Source organism: Desulfosporosinus sp. HMP52 (assembly GCF_000765145.1).
GTDB lineage: Bacteria > Bacillota > Desulfitobacteriia > Desulfitobacteriales > Desulfitobacteriaceae > Desulfosporosinus.
Map to the genome: position 1 here is coordinate 38,018 of NZ_JMGA01000057.1, position 17,509 is coordinate 55,526.

General features: G+C 42.1%; 19 protein-coding genes. 3 read left to right on the forward strand and 16 right to left on the reverse strand.

Features of this window, described 5'->3' with window-relative positions; translation table 11 throughout:
* Positions 1-322 precede the first annotated feature (322 nt).
* Entirely contained in the window at positions 323-1,459 is a 1,137-nt protein-coding gene (locus DP73_RS18715) for an acyl-CoA dehydrogenase family protein (RefSeq protein ID WP_034601630.1), read from the reverse strand.
* Positions 1,460-1,818: 359 nt separating this feature from the next.
* Here DP73_RS18715 and DP73_RS18720 point away from each other — a divergent pair, with 359 nt between their 5' ends.
* The 3 genes from DP73_RS18720 to DP73_RS18730 all read left to right on the forward strand — a co-directional run bounded on the left by DP73_RS18720 (position 1,819) and on the right by DP73_RS18730 (position 5,892).
* A complete protein-coding gene (locus DP73_RS18720; protein ID WP_052090873.1) occupies positions 1,819-3,537 on the forward strand; it encodes a LytS/YhcK type 5TM receptor domain-containing protein in 1,719 nt (572 codons plus the stop codon).
* Positions 3,537-4,250 (forward strand): LytTR family DNA-binding domain-containing protein, encoded by a 714-nt coding sequence (locus DP73_RS18725; protein ID WP_034601631.1) that lies wholly within the window; start codon positions 3,537-3,539, stop codon positions 4,248-4,250. Before DP73_RS18720 ends, DP73_RS18725 begins: the two co-directional genes overlap by 1 nt.
* 286 nt (positions 4,251-4,536) lie before the next feature.
* Positions 4,537-5,892, forward strand: coding sequence for an SLC13 family permease (locus DP73_RS18730; RefSeq protein WP_034601632.1), 1,356 nt, complete (start codon positions 4,537-4,539; stop codon positions 5,890-5,892).
* Between the two features lie 185 nt (positions 5,893-6,077).
* Here DP73_RS18730 and DP73_RS18735 read toward each other — a convergent pair whose 3' ends face one another.
* From DP73_RS18735 to cutD, 15 genes are all read right to left on the reverse strand, one after another.
* A complete protein-coding gene (locus tag DP73_RS18735) occupies positions 6,078-6,830 on the reverse strand; it encodes a response regulator (protein WP_034601633.1) in 753 nt (250 codons plus the stop codon).
* Between the two features lie 2 nt (positions 6,831-6,832).
* Positions 6,833-8,026: a histidine kinase gene (locus DP73_RS18740; RefSeq protein ID WP_034601635.1), complete on the reverse strand. Its 1,194-nt coding sequence runs from the start codon at positions 8,024-8,026 to the stop codon at positions 6,833-6,835.
* A gap of 360 nt (positions 8,027-8,386) precedes the next feature.
* Positions 8,387-8,674, reverse strand: a complete 288-nt coding sequence (gene eutM / locus DP73_RS18745) for an ethanolamine utilization microcompartment protein EutM (RefSeq protein WP_014905094.1) — start codon at positions 8,672-8,674, stop codon at positions 8,387-8,389.
* A 21-nt stretch (positions 8,675-8,695) separates the two neighbouring features.
* Positions 8,696-9,337 carry a phosphate propanoyltransferase gene (locus tag DP73_RS18750; protein ID WP_034601637.1) on the reverse strand — a complete coding sequence of 214 codons (642 nt, stop codon included), beginning with the start codon at positions 9,335-9,337 and terminating at the stop codon, positions 8,696-8,698.
* Between the two features lie 2 nt (positions 9,338-9,339).
* A complete protein-coding gene (locus DP73_RS18755; RefSeq protein ID WP_081963100.1) occupies positions 9,340-10,824 on the reverse strand; it encodes an acetaldehyde dehydrogenase (acetylating) in 1,485 nt (494 codons plus the stop codon).
* A 91-nt stretch (positions 10,825-10,915) separates the two neighbouring features.
* Positions 10,916-11,602, reverse strand: coding sequence for a cupin domain-containing protein (locus DP73_RS18760; protein ID WP_034601639.1), 687 nt, complete (start codon positions 11,600-11,602; stop codon positions 10,916-10,918).
* A 54-nt stretch (positions 11,603-11,656) separates the two neighbouring features.
* A complete protein-coding gene (locus tag DP73_RS18765; protein WP_034601641.1) occupies positions 11,657-12,205 on the reverse strand; it encodes a BMC domain-containing protein in 549 nt (182 codons plus the stop codon).
* Positions 12,205-13,536 carry a 4Fe-4S dicluster domain-containing protein gene (locus tag DP73_RS18770; RefSeq protein WP_034601642.1) on the reverse strand — a complete coding sequence of 444 codons (1,332 nt, stop codon included), beginning with the start codon at positions 13,534-13,536 and terminating at the stop codon, positions 12,205-12,207. Before DP73_RS18770 ends, DP73_RS18765 begins: the two co-directional genes overlap by 1 nt.
* A 21-nt stretch (positions 13,537-13,557) precedes the next feature.
* Entirely contained in the window at positions 13,558-13,818 is a 261-nt protein-coding gene (locus DP73_RS18775) for a EutN/CcmL family microcompartment protein (RefSeq protein WP_014905100.1), read from the reverse strand.
* Positions 13,815-14,126: a BMC domain-containing protein gene (locus tag DP73_RS18780; protein ID WP_014905101.1), complete on the reverse strand. Its 312-nt coding sequence runs from the start codon at positions 14,124-14,126 to the stop codon at positions 13,815-13,817. The genes DP73_RS18775 and DP73_RS18780 overlap by 4 nt, the downstream gene beginning before the upstream one ends.
* 19 nt (positions 14,127-14,145) lie before the next feature.
* Entirely contained in the window at positions 14,146-14,988 is an 843-nt protein-coding gene (gene eutJ, locus DP73_RS18785) for an ethanolamine utilization protein EutJ (RefSeq protein ID WP_014905102.1), read from the reverse strand.
* Positions 14,976-15,647, reverse strand: a complete 672-nt coding sequence (locus DP73_RS18790; RefSeq protein WP_034601644.1) for an ethanolamine utilization cobalamin adenosyltransferase — start codon at positions 15,645-15,647, stop codon at positions 14,976-14,978. The genes eutJ and DP73_RS18790 overlap by 13 nt, the downstream gene beginning before the upstream one ends.
* A gap of 60 nt (positions 15,648-15,707) precedes the next feature.
* The gene (locus DP73_RS18795; protein WP_034601645.1) at positions 15,708-16,145 is read right to left on the reverse strand and encodes a EutP/PduV family microcompartment system protein; all 438 of its coding nucleotides are present in this window, start codon (positions 16,143-16,145) and stop codon (positions 15,708-15,710) included.
* Positions 16,142-16,489 carry a BMC domain-containing protein gene (locus DP73_RS18800; protein WP_205623416.1) on the reverse strand — a complete coding sequence of 116 codons (348 nt, stop codon included), beginning with the start codon at positions 16,487-16,489 and terminating at the stop codon, positions 16,142-16,144. Before DP73_RS18800 ends, DP73_RS18795 begins: the two co-directional genes overlap by 4 nt.
* A 32-nt stretch (positions 16,490-16,521) precedes the next feature.
* On the reverse strand, positions 16,522-17,502 hold the full coding sequence (gene cutD / locus DP73_RS18805; RefSeq protein ID WP_034601649.1) for a choline TMA-lyase-activating enzyme: 981 nt from the start codon (positions 17,500-17,502) through the stop codon (positions 16,522-16,524).
* Between the last annotated feature and the right edge of the window lie 7 nt (positions 17,503-17,509).

Below are 17,509 nucleotides of genomic sequence, written 5' to 3' on the forward strand. Positions count from 1 at the left end.
TAGTTCTCCTCTTATTTTTTAAGTCTGGTTGCCAAAAATATAAATCTAATTTTTAAGTTTTTCGGCTGGTCTACTCTTTATTTTAGTATACCGCAATTTTATGTATATTTAATATACTAAAAAAAGCCAAAGGTGTTTTCTTTTGATACTTAAAGAACACTAACCAGAACTACTTACACTATGCCCTTAAATAAAAAGTAGATTTTAATCATAAAGAAAACCTAGCTGGCACCTGACTGTATAACAAAAACAGCCCTGTTTTAGGGCTGCTTCTGATTTAAAATATGTCTCTAACCTGACTGTATTAAGACCTTGGGTACAATTACTTAAAAATATTATTGGCTATAACAACTCGTTGGATTTGGTTCGTCCCTTCATATATTTGCATAACCTTTGCATCACGCATATATTTCTCCACACCATATTCTCTTAGGTAACCATATCCGCCGAGTATCTGAACAACATTGGTCGTAACTTTCATGGCAACATCAGCCGCAAAGCACTTGGCATAGGATGCTACGTGACTAAAGGGCAGATTCTCCTGGGCCAGATAACAGGCTTTATAGGTAAGCAGGCGGGCAGCTTCAATTTCCATAGCCATATCAGCAAGCATGAATCTTATAGCTTGAAACTTTCCGATTTCTTGTCCAAAGGCAACTCGTTCTTTGCAATATTTTACAGCTGCTTCATAGGCTCCCTGGGCAATTCCAACCGCTTCAGCTGCAACTGATGGACGAGATAGATCGAGAGCCTTCATTAAGATCTTAAAGCCCTCCCCCTCTTCTCCCAGTCGATTTGCAACCGGTACCCGCACATCTTCAAAAATTACTTGACGGGTATCCGAAGTGCGTATTCCCATTTTCTTTTCCTCTGGTCCTACGGAAATACCGGGAGTATTACGATCAACAATGAAACCAATGATCCCTTTATAACGAAGCTCTTTGTTCGTAGTACCAAATACCGTATAAATATCAGCAACTCCACCATTAGTAATAAACTGCTTGGTACCATTTAGTACATAAAAATCTCCATCTCTTTTAGCGGTTAATGAAATCCCGGCTGTGTCCGAACCGGCTCCTGGTTCGGTAAGACAAAATGCCCCTAATTTTCCCGCATTTAAACGATCATAATAGTATTTTTTTTGTTCATAGGTACCGGCAACATTGACAGGCTGTGCAGAAAGTAAACAACTAGCTGCCATAGTTGCCCCTATTCCACCACATCCTCGACTAAGTTCCTCAGTTACAAGGATTTGGGTGAGAATATCCGCTCCGGGTCCATCAAATTCTTCAGGTACTCCAATTGTAAGCAACCCAACTTCGTGCATCTTATTTACGATTTCTAATGGGAATTCTTCTTTTTCATCATATTCTAGAATAACCGGCAAAATCTCTTTATCGACGAACTTACGTGCTGTCACACGCATTGTTTCTTGTTCCTCAGTTAGTGAAAAATCCATGATAATCCCCCTCCTTTGTTTCAACGAAACGCCATTCCTATAGTTAAAGTGCAAATTAATATCCGGAAAAATTAAAGGTTTCTTGGCTTTCCCTCGCCTCCTTAAGAATTTGATGGATTCCCGATCATAGTCCCTTGGAAAATATATGCAAATTTGTTGCCACATCTATTACTAGTTGATTACCGGCTGAAACGGATAATTCTAATTAGGACTTGCACAAACTAAAAAGCTTTGGCAAACTTAACAATAACTTACTTAAACTAACCAAATCAGAAATTCTCCCCATTAATTATCTCTCTAGTGCGGAAGGCATGATCACCGCAATGTTGCGGCTTATCCAGAAAGGAATGAAATGCAGCATGTCCAACAGCTTATTATGGAATCTAACTCTTAATATTGCTCTATTGGTGCTCATTGCCAATCTCTTAACTAAGCTTAAAATTGTAAGACGCATGCTATTAGAAAAAAAGGGTAGTTTTTGTGGACAGGCAGCCCTAGCAATAGGTTTCGGTCTTTTTTGTATCCTCTCCACCTACACAGGTGTTCAACTTGAGGGAGTAATTGTAAATACTCGTGTTATCGGAGCATTGGCTGGAGGTATCTTGGGAGGGCCGGTTGTTGGCATCGGGGCGGGGTTAATCGGAGGCATCCACCGTTACTTTTATGATATTGAAAAATTCACCTCAGTAGCCTGTGCTCTTGCTACTTTGTCGGCGGGCATTTTAGGTGCTGTCTTTTCCCCTCACTTCCAGCGGGGAAAATGGAATCAATCTGCTCTTTTCGCTATTACCGCCCTATCCGAGATCATACAAATGGTCTTGATCCTGCTCCTTTGCCGCCCCTTTGATATTGCTTTGAGTGTAGTCAAAACTATAGCCCTGCCTATGATTCTATTGAATTCCTTTGGGATGCTAATCTTTATGGCAACTTTTAAGAATATTTTTATTGAAAAGGATCAAGAATCTGCCAGCAAGATGAGCCTTGCCCTGTCAATTGCTGAACAATGTCTACCTTATCTACGAAAAGGTCTTTCTAGTAGGGAAGACTTGAAAAGTGCAGTATCTATTATTCTCTCCTCTGCAATATGCTCCAGTGTCTTAATCACTGACCGCCAGCAAATTCTTGCTTGGGGACAGACGGACAGCGATCTTAATGTTGATGAATTTAATGAGCTCCCACTGCCTGCAAAACAAGCTATGGAAGAAAATCAGTTTGTGACCTTTACTGAAACCAGAAATAATCCTAGTTTAAACGGGATTCTTCGCCATCACACCATCATTGCTGCACCACTCACCAAACTAGATCAACCCGTGGGATGCCTTATGGTATTTGTAAAACGACGCTGGATTAACCTGGAGGCGGACATTAGCTTTGTCCAAGGCCTTGCCACCCTCTTCTCTACTCAATTAGAACTATCTGAAATTGATTATCAAAAGGGTCTGCGCCAAAGAGCAGAGTTTTCATCTCTCCAATCTCAAATAAATCCTCACTTTCTGTATAACTCTCTGAATACCCTCTCTTGTATATGTCGAGAAAATCCCTCTAGAGCCAGAGAGCTTCTTATGGCCCTGGCAACGTATTTCCGTCAAACACTTGACACTGACCGGTGTATGATTAGCCTCAAAGAAGAATTAGCCCATGTTAATAACTATCTAATTTTAGAGAAGGCCCGTTTTGAAGAAAAGCTGGATGTTACAATCGACATTCCTGATTATATAGATTGTCTGGTTCCTACCCTAATACTTCAACCAATTGTGGAAAACGCGGTTAAGTATGGTGCTGATTCTCAGGGTCGCCGCTGTATTAGTATCGTTGCACGGCAGGTTCCGGGTTGCGTCACCATTACAGTCTCTGACGGCGGGCCAGGTTTCCCTCCGGATGTTTTAGAAAGACTTCACAGTATCACCTCAGATGGTAACCACATAGGTCTTTTTAACGTTCAGAAGCGCCTGAAAAGCATTTATGGGGAAGAAGATCATCTTTGTATTACCTGCAGCTCTAATGGATCTATAGTAGAGTTAAAGATAACTGACGCTAAAGAAGATGCTTATAGAGCGGAACGAAAGGAGTCTGCTTAATGAGGATTGCCGTCATAGACGATGAACGCCCAGCCAGAAGTGAACTTATGCACCAACTACTGGAGATCATTCCCGAAGCTATAATATCTGAAGCCGACAGCGGCTCTGCAGCACTTGAAATAATGAGTAAGGAAACTTTTGATTTGGTGTTTATCGATATTAATCTGGGTGATATAGAAGGAACTGTCCTGGCTTCAACCGTTCAGCAACTAATGCCTAAAGCCCACATTATCTTTGCCACAGCTTATTCTCAATATGCCCTTCTTGCTTTTGAGATCGGTGTCTCCAATTATATCCTTAAGCCCTTTGAAAAAAGCCGCCTTGAGAAAATCGTGGCTAAATGCCGCAAGGAATCAGAGGCCTCCTGCACTAAAACCCTTTCCAACCGGCTTCCGGTCAACTGCAATCGGCGAATCATTTTAGTGGATATAAGCTCCATAGTTTATATAGAGACCGATAATCGAAGTTGTGTAATACACACTAAAAATGGGGATCTGACAGAAAACCTTGCAATACGAGAGTACGAAAAACGGCTCTTCGGACACCGCTTCTTTCGAATCCATAAAAGCTATCTGGTTAACTTGGAAGAGGTTCGGGAGATATTCCCATGGCATAACAACAGTTTCGCTCTAAAGATGGTAGGCTATGAAGACCAAATTCTGCCTGTGGGGCGTGAAAAGATTAAAGAGCTGAAACAAATCTTGAAAATATAAACCTAAATTTAAAAGCATGATAACCGCCGGGGCCTCCAGAAGGAGGGCCGGCGGTTTTTTTGGTATTCCAATTCAACCGTTTAACCCCCCGATTACGTTGATTAGGCACTGAGTATTACATTTAAAACAAAAGTTATTCAATTATGTCAATTCGGATGGTAGACTTCATTAAAAATTCAAAATTAAGACGCAACAATGTTTACATCAAATTATTCTGTTCATAAGGGGGGGGTTCAGTTTAGCAAGCTCCACAGACAACAATTATTTTGATTAGGAGGTTAATTTTATGGAAGCAGGTTTCAGTTCATTAATTGTAATGCTCGTGGCCCTTATAGTTCTTGTGGTATCAATTATCAAGCTTAAAGTTCATCCAGTCTTTGCTCTGATCATTGTAGCAATTGGTTCTGCTATTGCCTTTGGAATACCTCTGAAGGATGTAATTAGTACCGTAACAGGTGGATTCGGAGGAACCATTGGGAATATCGGTATTGTCATTATTCTTGGCTGTACGATGGGCGTAATTCTTGAACAAACAAGTGGAGCTCTAGTACTTGCCAATACTATCTTAAAGATAGTCGGCAAAAAGCGTTCAAGCCTTGCCATGGCTATTTCCGGTTATCTGGTATCTATCCCTGTATTCAGTGATTCTGCTATTGTCATCCTTTCGCCTGTTGCTCGTGCACTTTCCGCCCGTGGTGGAGTTCCGCTTTTTGGCTTGCTGGGTGCTCTAAATGCCGGAATCTTGGCAACACACACCATGGTTCCTCCAACTCCCGGCCCTCTTGCTGCTGCCGGTACTTTGGGGGCAGACGTTGGCTTAGTCATCGCTTTTGGTCTTATATCCGCCTTTGCTTATACTACTGCTGCAAATTTATACTGTAATTCAAATTACTGTCGTGCCAAGTATCCTCACGTCTCCAAGATGACTAATGTTGAAACAGTTGTTGGAGAGGACTTCACTATCCAAACTGATAAGAAGCTTCCCAGCGCTGCTCTGACCTTTGCTGTTATTCTGGTTCCTGTTATCTTAATCTGTGCAAACTCTTTTGCTACCATGGCTCTTCCCAAGGGTGCATCTATCCTTCCCTACCTGGGCTTCATCGGACACCCCATTCCCGCTTTATCCGTCGGTGTTATTCTCGCTCTGTTCTTGGATACAAGCATCTTCAGTAAGGATCAGGTCTATGCCTGGTTTGACAGAGCTGTTGAAAGCTCAGGGTTTATTATTCTGGCTACCGGTGCGGCGGGAGCGTTCGGAGCTGTTCTTAAAGCCTCAGGCGTTGGTGCCTACCTGGGCATGCTAATCGCTTCAACTCCCTTGCCGGCTGTGTTCGTGCCCTTCCTAGTCGCCTTGCTCCTTTCCGTCTCCAACGGTTCGGCAACGGTGTCTCTCCTAACAGGTTCTGCCATAATTTTGCCACTGCTGCCATCTTTGGGTATCCATCCTGTGATTGGCACCCTAGCTATAGCAGCGGGTTCATCCTTCTTCTATCATGCTAATGCCAGCCACTTCTGGGTCGTTGTCAAGTCCAATGATCTCTCTATGAAAGAAGGTTATGCCTTAGTCTCAGTGGGTTCGGCAATAGGAAGTGTAGCTGCTATTTTAGCCGTTTGGGCTATGTCTTTCTTCCTGACTGTATAGTTTTGTAACAATCATTTGACTATTTTAGAAACATGCTTCCTAAACTTTTGATACCCCGAATTTTTTGGATATGATAATTATCCAAAAAATTCGGGGTATTCTTCATATTTAATGCCTAGAAAATAACTAAAAGCCTTGAGACCACTGTCAGGCACTCAAGGCTTTGTTAATGATGATATTTTTTATCATTCACTATCACACAGATGTTTTCTTCGGTAAGCTTTAGGAGTCATGTTCATCTGCTGTACAAAAACACGATTAAAATATGACGGATCTGTAAAGCCACACTCACTAGAAATTCGATAGGCAGGATAATCCGTTGTTTCTAATAGTTTACACGCATACTCTATCTTTAATTTATTGACATAATCTATATAGCTGACTCCTACTTCTTTTTTAAAGATACGGCTGAAATACTGTGGATTTAGAAATACCTTCGATGAAACTAATTGCAGAGGTAACTTTTGTTTAAAGTTATCATGAATGTATTTTAATGATTTCTCGATAAGATAGATCTGATCTGTTTGTTGTTCCACAATTTCCTCGTCAGGATCAATCTTGTTGTCCGCAACCGTTGCTAATAAGTCGTGAAATACCTGTTTGAAGACAGAGGGTTTGATTGGTTTCAAGAGGTAGTCCTGAACACGGAGCCGGATTGCTGTTTGAGCATAGGAAAAATCCGAACAGGCTGATAGAATCACGACAGATACTTGGGGGAGGAATTTTTTTATTTCCTGGAGGGCCTGCAAACCATCCATCTCAGGAATGAGTATATCCATTATTATGACGTCCGGACGGTATTGTTTGGCAAGTTTGACGGCTTGAATACCGTTATCACAGGTGATCAGTTTATCTTTAGGGTCAAGCTCTTCTGCTACAATCGATTTAAGAAATTCTAATTCCAGTAATTCATCTTCTACAATTAAAACTACGCTCATCCCTATCTCCTCGCATTAGGTTTGGTGGGAATCGAGATGGTGACAGTACTTCCACTATAGTCGGACTTTGCGATTTTCAAACCGTAATTCTCTCCGAAATATCGTTTCAAGCGGTTGTCCGTGCTGCGGAACCCTATGCCCAGTTTATTCTCCGAATCGTGCAAGCTTTGTAAGACTTCCTTAGGAAAACCATTACCATTATCCATGACCGAAATATTAATATCATTTTTATATTTTTCAGCGGTAATTTTGATCTTACCCCCATCCCTTTTAGGAGTAATGCCATGGATAAGTGCATTCTCAACAACCGGTTGGATGATCATGTTTGGTATTCTATAGGGCTTAATATTATCAGCAATATCAATATCATATTCTAAACGATTTTTAAATCGTATCTTCTGAATATAAAGGTATTTTTCAATGTTATCTATCTCTGCCCCTATGGTGTGTAACTCATCGTCTTGTTTCAAATTATAGCGCAATAAATCTGAGAGACAGTAAATTAGTTCTTCTGTTGTATGAGACTTTTCGAAATAGGCAATTCGGGCAATAGAATTTAGGGTATTAAATAAGAAATGAGGGTTAATGAGCAAGGACATATTTTTAGCTTCAAGATCGATAATCTTTTTTTCCAGCATTTCTTTTTCAATAGATAAACGAGCAATCGCTTTATCTGCGGTGTTAATACTTTGTGAAAAATCATAGCTTATGTTTTGGGTAATATGGTTGCAAATCTGTTCGTGAATTCCAATTTTATTTTCTTCAATCGTCCGTATTGCCGCAATTGATTTAGCGATAAACTCCGGTGCTAGTTCTTTCTCCTTCGCCAATTCGTTTATATCAATCAGATACTTCTGATACTCACTGTCTGTTGAGTAAACCTGGGCTCCAACAACATAACCTATGGTTTGGTTATTAATCTCAACCGGCAAAAGCATATTTGCTAGTCCATACCGGCAGTTGAAGCGTAATTTTTTTCCTGGTTCTAATTTTGAAATATAGTCCGAACATATCCGCGCCTCATCTTCCTGGCAAATAAATTTACAGAAATCAGGAGACGGATTAAACTCAAGCAATATTTGTCCATTAGTATCAATCAGTTGCAGGGATATATTGGACAGTGATAGTAGTCCGCTATAACGGGAATACAGATTGGCATCTAATAAGTTTTTTAAGGTTTCATTTGTCTTGTCCATGGTTTTAGCAAAACTTCCTTCTCAATGATTGATTCTAATTTCTCTTAGCGGATAACAGCTTCTTAGATTGAAGTTTTTTCAGATTCCTGTTGAGTTATGCTTGTCAATCTGCCCCTAATAAATAAAAAAGAATCAACCACTGTCTCTACAGTAGTTCAATTCATTAGATACATCAGAACCCGGCATTTCATAAAAGGATCTTGTAACATAACCACTTTTTTTGCCGCTACAGGCAGATATATGTCACAGATTCGGAACATTTCAATTCATAATACAACACCGACATTAAAATGTAAATAAAACGAAGGTCAAAACCTCGATAAGAGATTTGACCTTCGTAACATTCTGTCTTATAGGTTATTAAGCTTTTTTGCCACCGGGAAGCATCATTTCTACGTCACCGTGTGGACGAGGAATGACATGAACAGAGATTAATTCTCCAACTCGTTGAGCGGCAGCAGCACCGGCATCGGTAGCAGCTTTAACGGCTCCAACGTCTCCTCTTACCATAACGGTTACTAAGGCACCACCGACTTTTTCATAACCCATCAGTGTAACGTTGGCTGCTTTAACCATAGCGTCTGCTGCTTCAATTGCTCCTACCATACCTCTGGTTTCAATTAATCCTAAAGCGTCTGATTTATTCATTGTTGTTTCCTCCTAATAATTTTATTTTAGAATCGTTATTCTTGAACTTGATGTGAGAGCCATAGCATTTGCTTCTTCAGTGTCGATGTGAAACTCAAGGGCTGAAGTATTGGTAGCTCTGATGACGACATTCGAGTAGGTTCCTCCTCGAAGTCCGTCTATTTGAATGGTTACCCTATCCCCATCCTTTACCCCAAAGTTTTTAGCATCTTCCAGGCTCATGTGAATATGCCGCTGGGCAATTACCAGACCTTGGGTAAGAAGGATACTTCCTTTGGGACCAATGAGGGTGACTCCCGGGGTTCCTTGCAGGTCTCCCGACAGCCTCACCGGAGCGGTTATACCAAGTTTAAAGCAATCTGCCTGGAGTATTTCCACCTGTGATTCACTTCTCGCCGGCCCCAGGATACGCACTTTTTCAATAGCACCTTTGGGACCAGCTATGATCAGAGTTTCTTTACAAGCATACTGCATAGGTTGAGATAAATCCTTGGTCTTTGTCAATTGGTATCCTGCCCCAAATAAGGTTTCTAAATCTGCTTGGGACAGATGAATATGACGGTTTGATATTCCTACCGGTATTGAACTTAAGTCCTTGTTCAAATAACCCCCCTCTTTGATTGCTTCCAGCACCAGTGCTGCTAACTCCTCATAGTTCGCCACTTTTAGTTATCACCTCTTTTTTTCAGCATGGAAATGACTTCATTCACAACGCTCATGATCTGATCGTCACTGATGGCACTAGGCATGCCACTTTGTGTATCGCAAGCTGAATAGGCGGGGGTTTGATTTTCGGTAACATCTTTGATTCCGTAGGCAACACGTTTTATATTGATTAAGTGCATGGGGGTTACATTGTCGGAGGTTGCACTTCCGCCCCAAGTACCGCAACCCAGTGTAAAGGATGGAGAAAGACCTGTACTTGCGCCTACGCCGCCCTGACTGGAGGCTGTATTGACCAAGATCCTAAATACAGGTTTTTCAGCAAATTTAAGGGCCATTTCAGGATTTTGAGTATGAATGGAAAGGCTGTGTCCGACACCACCGTTATTTAAGAGTTTAATGCACAGCTCACAAGCTTCTTCCCAGTCTTTTACGGTATAAAATGCCAATACGGTGGTTAGTTTTTCATAAGATAAGGGGTATTCTTCACCCACACCGTGTTGTTCTCCCAACAGGACTTTAGTACCGGCTGGAATGGTTATGCCCGCGCCTTCTGCAATAACCGCTGCTGATCTGCCTACCATTTTGGCGTTCATGGCATGATTACGAGTAAACAGATTTTTGGCAACTTTGCTTGTTTCCTCAGGTGTCATGAAGTAGCCGCCCTGACGTTTGAACTCTTCCATGACCTGGTCACGTAGGCATTCTTCAACAATAACCGATTGCTCGGAAGCGCAGATAGTTCCATTGTCAAAAGTTTTGCTGGCGATAATATTTCGGACTGCTTTCGGGATATCGGCAGTTCTCTCAATATAAGCCGGAACGTTGCCCGGTCCAACACCTAAGGCTGGTTTTCCGGCGCTGTAGGCCGCTTTTACCATGGCTGAGCCACCTGTGGCAATAATCAAGGCGACTTCATTACATTTCATCAGCTCATTGGTGGCACCCATGGAGGGTTTAGAGATGCACCCAATAATATTGGCCGGAGCACCTGCAGCGACGGCAGCATCATTCATTAGTCTTGCTGCTTGGAGGGTGCATTTTAGAGCCGAAGGATGGGGGGAGAATACAATCCCGTTGCGGGACTTAATAGCAATAATCGATTTATAGATAGTCGTAGATGTGGGATTCGTTGATGGGATAATTCCCATCAGTAGTCCTACCGGTTCAGCAATTTCGATAAGTTTGTTGACCTTATCATCTTTGATGACTCCAATGGTTTGCATGGGTTTGATGAATTCGTAGAGTTCTGTTGAAGCAAAACGATTTTTAAAGATCTTATCCTCTACTTTACCAAAGCCTGTTTCCTCTACTGCCATTTTTGCCAGTGAAATTGCATTCTCCTCAGCTACTTTGACCATATTTTGGATGATTTTATCAATCTGCTCAGCATTAAATTTTGCCAGCTCACATTGGGCTTGTTTAGCTTGACGAGCAATATTTCTGGTCTCTTGTACGGATTGTAAATCATAATCAAAGTTTTCCAATTTACTATTCCTTCCTCACACTGTCTTAGCTTTTTAAACACTTTTTACTGTTTGTACTCGTGCCTGGATTATTCTTAGTTTGTAATTTCCTCTATCCCCTAAGATCAGCCCAGTTTGCCGGGTAGGTTACATAAAAGAGTTTAGCATAATCTGATGAACTCCAGGTTACTTTAGAACCTTTAGGTACTAGGAGGGCATCACCCTGATGAGCATGATAAGTCTCTCCATTAATGGTGATGGACAGGCTTCCTTCGAGAACTACATCTATCTCTTCATAGTCTAACTCCCACTCAAAGGTGGATTTCTCGATGGTCAAAAAACCTGCGCTCATCTTAGATTCATCTTTACTGATTACTTCACGATAAGCTACGTTGGTACCGGGACTACCAGTGTCAAAGGTCTCAAGCTTTACGGTTCTACCTTTTACAACTTTCAGCCCGCTTTTTGATTCTCGATCACTGCTAAAAGGTGATTCGGGAGATGATGCAGGGATATTTGCCATGAGCTTGTTGGTTAATACAGCTTTGACAACTTGAAAGATCATTTCCGGGTCAATCTCGTTTTCACCGCCGCTTTTTTGCGGTTCGTTGTTTTTAGAAATTGGATTACCTACTGTCGTTGGATTTGCCGTTGATTCTGTCGTCGTAAATTCAATTCCCAGATCTCTAGCCAGATCCTTAGCTGCCAGTGTAATAATAGTATTACTGTCAACGAAGTATTGTTTTTGCCCCTTTTTTGCTGCATCTTTTACTTCGTTTGCACTAATAAGTTTTTTCAAGGCCGCACCTCCTTTCGCTGGAATTATTTATAAAAGTTATGGGATTAGCTTAGATTAGAACAAGGATTCCCATAATCTGTCGGAGGGCGCAGGGATTATCTCAGTATCCACTAACAAGCCTTTTTCCATGGCGATAGCCTTTCCAGCCTCGATGCTTGCTTCTACGGCACCTACATCCCCGGTAAAGGTGAAGTAAGCTTTGCCCCCCAGCCCGCTGCCTAAACGCAGCTCCAGAGCTTGGACATCGGCAGCTTTGAGGGCTGCATCAGCTGAGATAATCATGGAGGCCATTGAAAAGCATTCCATAATTCCCAAAGCCCCGGTTCCATCCGGCATAGAAGTTGCTGTTATGGCAGGAAAGACCCCCGGATGAACATTAGCAAGAACAAAGCTGTCTACCAGATATTCCCCAGCTGTTTCTACACCGACTCCGACTGAGCTTTCCACGGCAGCAACATCCCCTTTAATGATAGCGATATACTTGCCGGGACAAACGGGGGTTGCACTAACCACTTCAACGTAGGCAGTTTTAAGCATCAAGTCTGTGGCATTTATCCCTCTAGCAATACTGGTAAGCTCAATCATACCTATTGCACTATACATTACGAACCCACCTTTATCAAAATAGAATTGTCCTTAATTTCTTTCACAGTTCCGTTTAAGCTAGCGTGAACCGTTGCTCCTAGACTGCCATCCGGAATTTTACCGATAAGCTGTCCGGCTTTTACCTTTTCGCCAACTGCGACAGTAGGTATTGCCGCTGCCCCAATGTGTTGTCGAAGGGGGATCCGAATGGTTTTAGGCCGAAATTCAACCTGAGTCAGAGGTGCCGGCTTATCGAAAGTTGTTAAGCCGATTTTGATAATTAAACGTTTACTTGGGATAAGGCGGTATTCTCTGCTAGACCTGGCTTGGAAATCCATCTGAACAGGCTGATACTTGATCCCTTGTTCTGCCAGCTTTTGCTTGTACAAACTATTGACGGATCTGGGATGTAGATTGACAGGACAGGAGTATAATTCACAGGCATTGCATTCGCAGCATAATTGAGCAATTTGTTGTTCTTTAACATCTTCAAGATTGTAACTTAAGGCTCGCATGACTTTATGAGGCTGCATATTATGACCCAGCAAATAACGAGGGCACAAATCAGTGCACATGCGACATTGTTCACAGGCCGTTTTGCCTATTACTCTGGCTCGCTCAAGACTTACTGTTTTTTTACGGATCAGAAAGTGGTCTTTCTTGAGCAGTACATAACCTTTGCTTTTTTTAGTGACATAACCATCAAGACTTTCCATCACCGAGCCCATCATGGGACCGCCGTCTATTACCGCATAGTCATCCAGATTTTTAACTCCACATTGTGCGATAACATCACGGATAGCCGTCCCCACCGGAACTTTTAGGGTCAGGCGCTGGGGGACATCCCCAGCGACAGTAATGTAGGTTTCTGTCACAGGTTTTCCTTCCAGGGCGTTCCAGATATTGAGGGCCGTCTCCGAATTGATAACGACACAGCCGACTTTCAGAGGAATAGACACTTCCGGAACAATTCTTTGAGTCAGCTCATGAACCAAAACCTGCTCATCGCCGGCGGGATAAATATCTCTTAGTTCCATAACTTCCATGTAATTGGAAAGTCCCAAAGCAGCAATTCTTTCTCTCATGAGAACTATGACCTTTTTGTGTTTGCCTTTTATGCCGATGATAGCTTTGCGAGCTTCGATGTATTTCCCGGCTGCTTCCATTCCTTTAATGATTTGATCAGGAAACATCTCCATCAGCTGCTGATCCACTCTTAGCAGAGGTTCACATTCAGCTCCATTAAGCAAAATATATTCAGCTTTAGAAGTTAGTTTAGCGTGAGTCGGAAATCCGGCTCCTCCAGCCCCAATAACCCCTGCATCCTTAACAATGTTTAGTAGATCCAACGTCTACCACCTCCGGTTTCATTAAAACGTACAGTCTTCGTCGATAATTCCTACAATTGCGGAATCAATGGGAATATCTTCACGGTCGAACATTTTACGGGCTGAGCTGCCGTTACAGACAAGTACTCGCTCTCCTATGCCGGCGCCGATGGTGTCGGCAGCTATCATGATCCGTCCGGCATCAATGCCGCCCAGGACCTCTATCAACATGAATTTCAGACCTATGAGGGAATCGGCTTTGCGCGTCGACCATATACTATCAATTACTTTTGCTGCAATCATCGAATTTCACCGACTTTATCTTTATTTAATTTATACTGAATCTCATTAATGGCGGCCTCTACCGATGCCGTATCTCCAAAGATAGCAATCATAATCAGATTCTGGGGACAATGCCCTTTGATGTCTTCGACTGTTACTCCGGCAGCTTTTTCTGCAACATCGGCGGCAAAAACCATATCAATCAAACGACCTTGCACCAAACCCACAGCATCATAGTTCTCAATAGGGATTGTAGAAGCCGAGCCTTTGCGCCGAAAGAGAATATCTAAGGTCCCACTGGACGGGGATTTTATAATTCGGTATTCCATGGTTAAACCTCACTCCTGCCTATAGTTCTTCTTGAGTGCAGTTAAGGGCAATCCCCAAAGGGGTTACAAACATAGGATTCTGAGGTTTATAGGTAGGAAGTTTAGTTTGTTTGGCAATGATATCTTCAATTCCCTCCAAGCAACAGGTGCCGCCTACCAGATATAGTTCTTTTACGGAATATTTTTTAATGTGACGACTGATAATGGTTGAGACTTTTTCTATAACCGGTCGGATTACCGGAATCAATTCTCGATGGTTTTTAAAATCACGTTTATAGACATCTGCTTCGTCAAAGCTCATTTTGTAGGCTCCGGAAATAACCAGGGAAAAATGAGTACCGCCTGTCGGCTCATCTGCAACGTAAATCACTTTGCCATCTTTCAAGATGGCAATCCCTGTTGTTCCTCCACCAATATCAATAATTGCCCCATCTTTAATTTTCAGTACGGCGTTAGCTGCCGTTGGTTCATCTAAGATATTAGTAATTTCAAAACCTGCTGCCTGTACTACATTTTTAATGGCTCCTGAGTCTAGGGTATCAGTTCCTGGGGGCAGGGCTGCTGCCGCATAAATCAGTTCAGTGCCAAGCTTTTCTTCAATTTCTTGTTTTAACTCTTTGACAATGCGAATAGCACCTATATAGTCCACCACCATGCCATCTTTAACCACACTGGCAAAGCGATATGCCCCGGCAACCGGTTGATAATTTTCATCAAGGACAGCCAAAACGATATAGGCAGTTCCCAAATCAACACCTGTATAATAAACTGAGGATTTGTTGATTATGGGTGTTTCAATAACTTTCTCAAAATCACTAACAAGCTGGTCGCAGTATAGAAAGGTTGAATTTACTGTGTCCATTTCTTCCCCCCCAAGCATTTCCAGATCATCATGCCGAGTATATTAATGATCAGATTAACTGAATCAATTAAATCTTGTCGTGAGCAGCTTTGCTTTTCTTCATTCCAGTAGGCTTCTAAGATTGCTGGTTCGATCTCTCGTAGGGAGGCGCGCAAGTAGTTTAACAGAGCAATTTCTTTGCTATTCTCCGATTCAACTTGAAACTCACTAAGGTCAACTTGCTTTTCCAGCTTAGCGGAACGATCGCTGATTTCTTCTTCTGACCATCCCCAGAATTGAATTTTTTCCGAGGTAATCTGCCCTCGTTCAGCCTTTTTCACATTTTGGAAGCATTTTCCCAGTTCTATGACTTCCTCAGACAGGATAGCATTTCCGAAATGGAATAGTTCCGCGGCGATTAGCAGAAATAACGACTCCAGACAATCTATTTTGCCTAGCAATCTAAGAATCATCCAACTTTCCCTTGATTGTGCCTGGTTGGATGTGTCACTAGGTTGTTGCTTGTCAACATTTGCCTGATTCTGAACCAGCGTAACACGTCGATCCACAAGAAATTGACGAGCTCCGGGTGTAATCTTGGTATCCGGTTCTAGAGAATAAGTTGTAAAGGGCTCTCGTCTGTATAAATCTCGCAGTTCCATCTCTGTGATGAATTTCATTGCCTCACCTCACCTTCCTTAAATCTCTTTATAAATCTCCCGGACTATCATTTCTGCAAACTAGAATTCAGAAAATATATATTGTTTCAAGGCTTCTACGCCGTTATTGTCTTTTAAAGAAATTCTGAAGTAAGGCTCGTTGACCCCAATTCTTTTCAACTGTTGAATACTCAAATCGTCGAATTCCTGAGCCACATCGATCTTAGTAATCACTCCAAGTACAGGACAGTTAAAGGATTTGGCGAAAGCGGGGGGATATACTTCAATTAATTTAGATTGATCAACAAGAATCAGTAAATGAGATGCGGTTTGAGCAGTGGCAATTAGGTATTTGTACATCGAGGGGTTTTCTAAATAGGAGCTTGGTGTATCAATGGTGTTTTTCCCGTAGATGATATCCTGGGTCTTTTTTAGCGGCCTGCTGGATTCGTTTAAAACATTGGCTAGAGTGGATTTTCCGGATTGGGTTGGCCCTACGATCATAATGCGCTTCTTCATGTGCGTGTAATTTTGGCCGGGGTAAAACCCAACAAAGTTTCTAAAGTATCATTAATCGCACCCATTGCTGTTTCAACACTGGCTACATCACCGGAAATAATCAGGGCACCTGTAAAACGATCCAGAAAACCAATCTCTACATCAGAGGCCTTTGTGGCAATGTCTGCAGCTATAATAGCCGTCTCGCCTGGAGTAAGGGTTGATATCCCGATGGCTCCTGTTTCCTCAATGCCCAGACGTTCATAGATATCTTGGACAGGTGATGCTATGATGTGAGCCAGAGTGACTTGCTTGCCTGGTACAGATTCCTGGATAATTCGTTTTCTGTCAAACTCATCGGCCATACTCATATTATCCCTCCTGTCCCCTATCATCATTAATGTCTGATAACTTCCGCCTGAAAGTCATACCCTTTGATTAACTCTTCGATTTTATCTAATTCTTCCGGTTTGTAGCTTAAATCTTCGGTGATCGAGTAGTTCATGTCTAATTGCTTGTATTTGTTGATTCCTAATTTATGATAGGGGAGCAAGTCAACACCCTGAAAGTTCCTGTAGTTTCTAAAGGGCTTTAGATATTCCAAGGTTTTGAGGATGGTTTCCTCACTATCATTTAATCCCTTAAGGAGAGGCATCCGAACCTTGACATTAAAACCCCGGCGGATGAGTTCTCTTAAATTGTCCAGGATACGTTCATTCCGTACTCCGGTAAGTTCATGATGCCGATCAGAATCAATGTGCTTAATATCATAGAGAAACAAATCCGTAAATTGGGCTATCATGAGCAGGGAATCCTGTTTTACATAGCCTGAGGTTTCAATGGCAGTGTGAATACCTAAGCGCTTGCATTCAGTTAGGAGGTTGGTGGCAAATTCCGGTTGGGCTGTGACTTCCCCTCCCCCAAGAGTCACTCCTCCACCTGAACTCAGGTAGAAGAGCATATCTTGCTGGATGATCTCCAGAACTTCGGAAATTGTTTTGTCCAAACCGACAATGGAGAGTGCCTGTTTAGGACAGACTGTTTCGCATTTTCGGCAACCAATACAATCGATGCTGCGATTTACTTTATGCCTAGTTGTTTTAGGGTTAGTTTGTCGCAGTCTTTCTTCGTCCTGGAAATAATGGATTTGGACGGGACATTCAGTAATACAGAGGCCACAATCAATGCAAAGATCCTCTTTGAACATGACTTGATACTTTCTTTCAAGCCCCTCAGGATTTGAACACCATTTACATCTGAGGGGACAGCCTTTGAAGAAAATTAATGTTCTAACCCCCGGTCCATCATAAATGGAGTATTTCTGGACATTGAAGATTCTCGCTTTTCTTTCCAAGATTTTAACGGTTTCTGTACTCATAATGTCC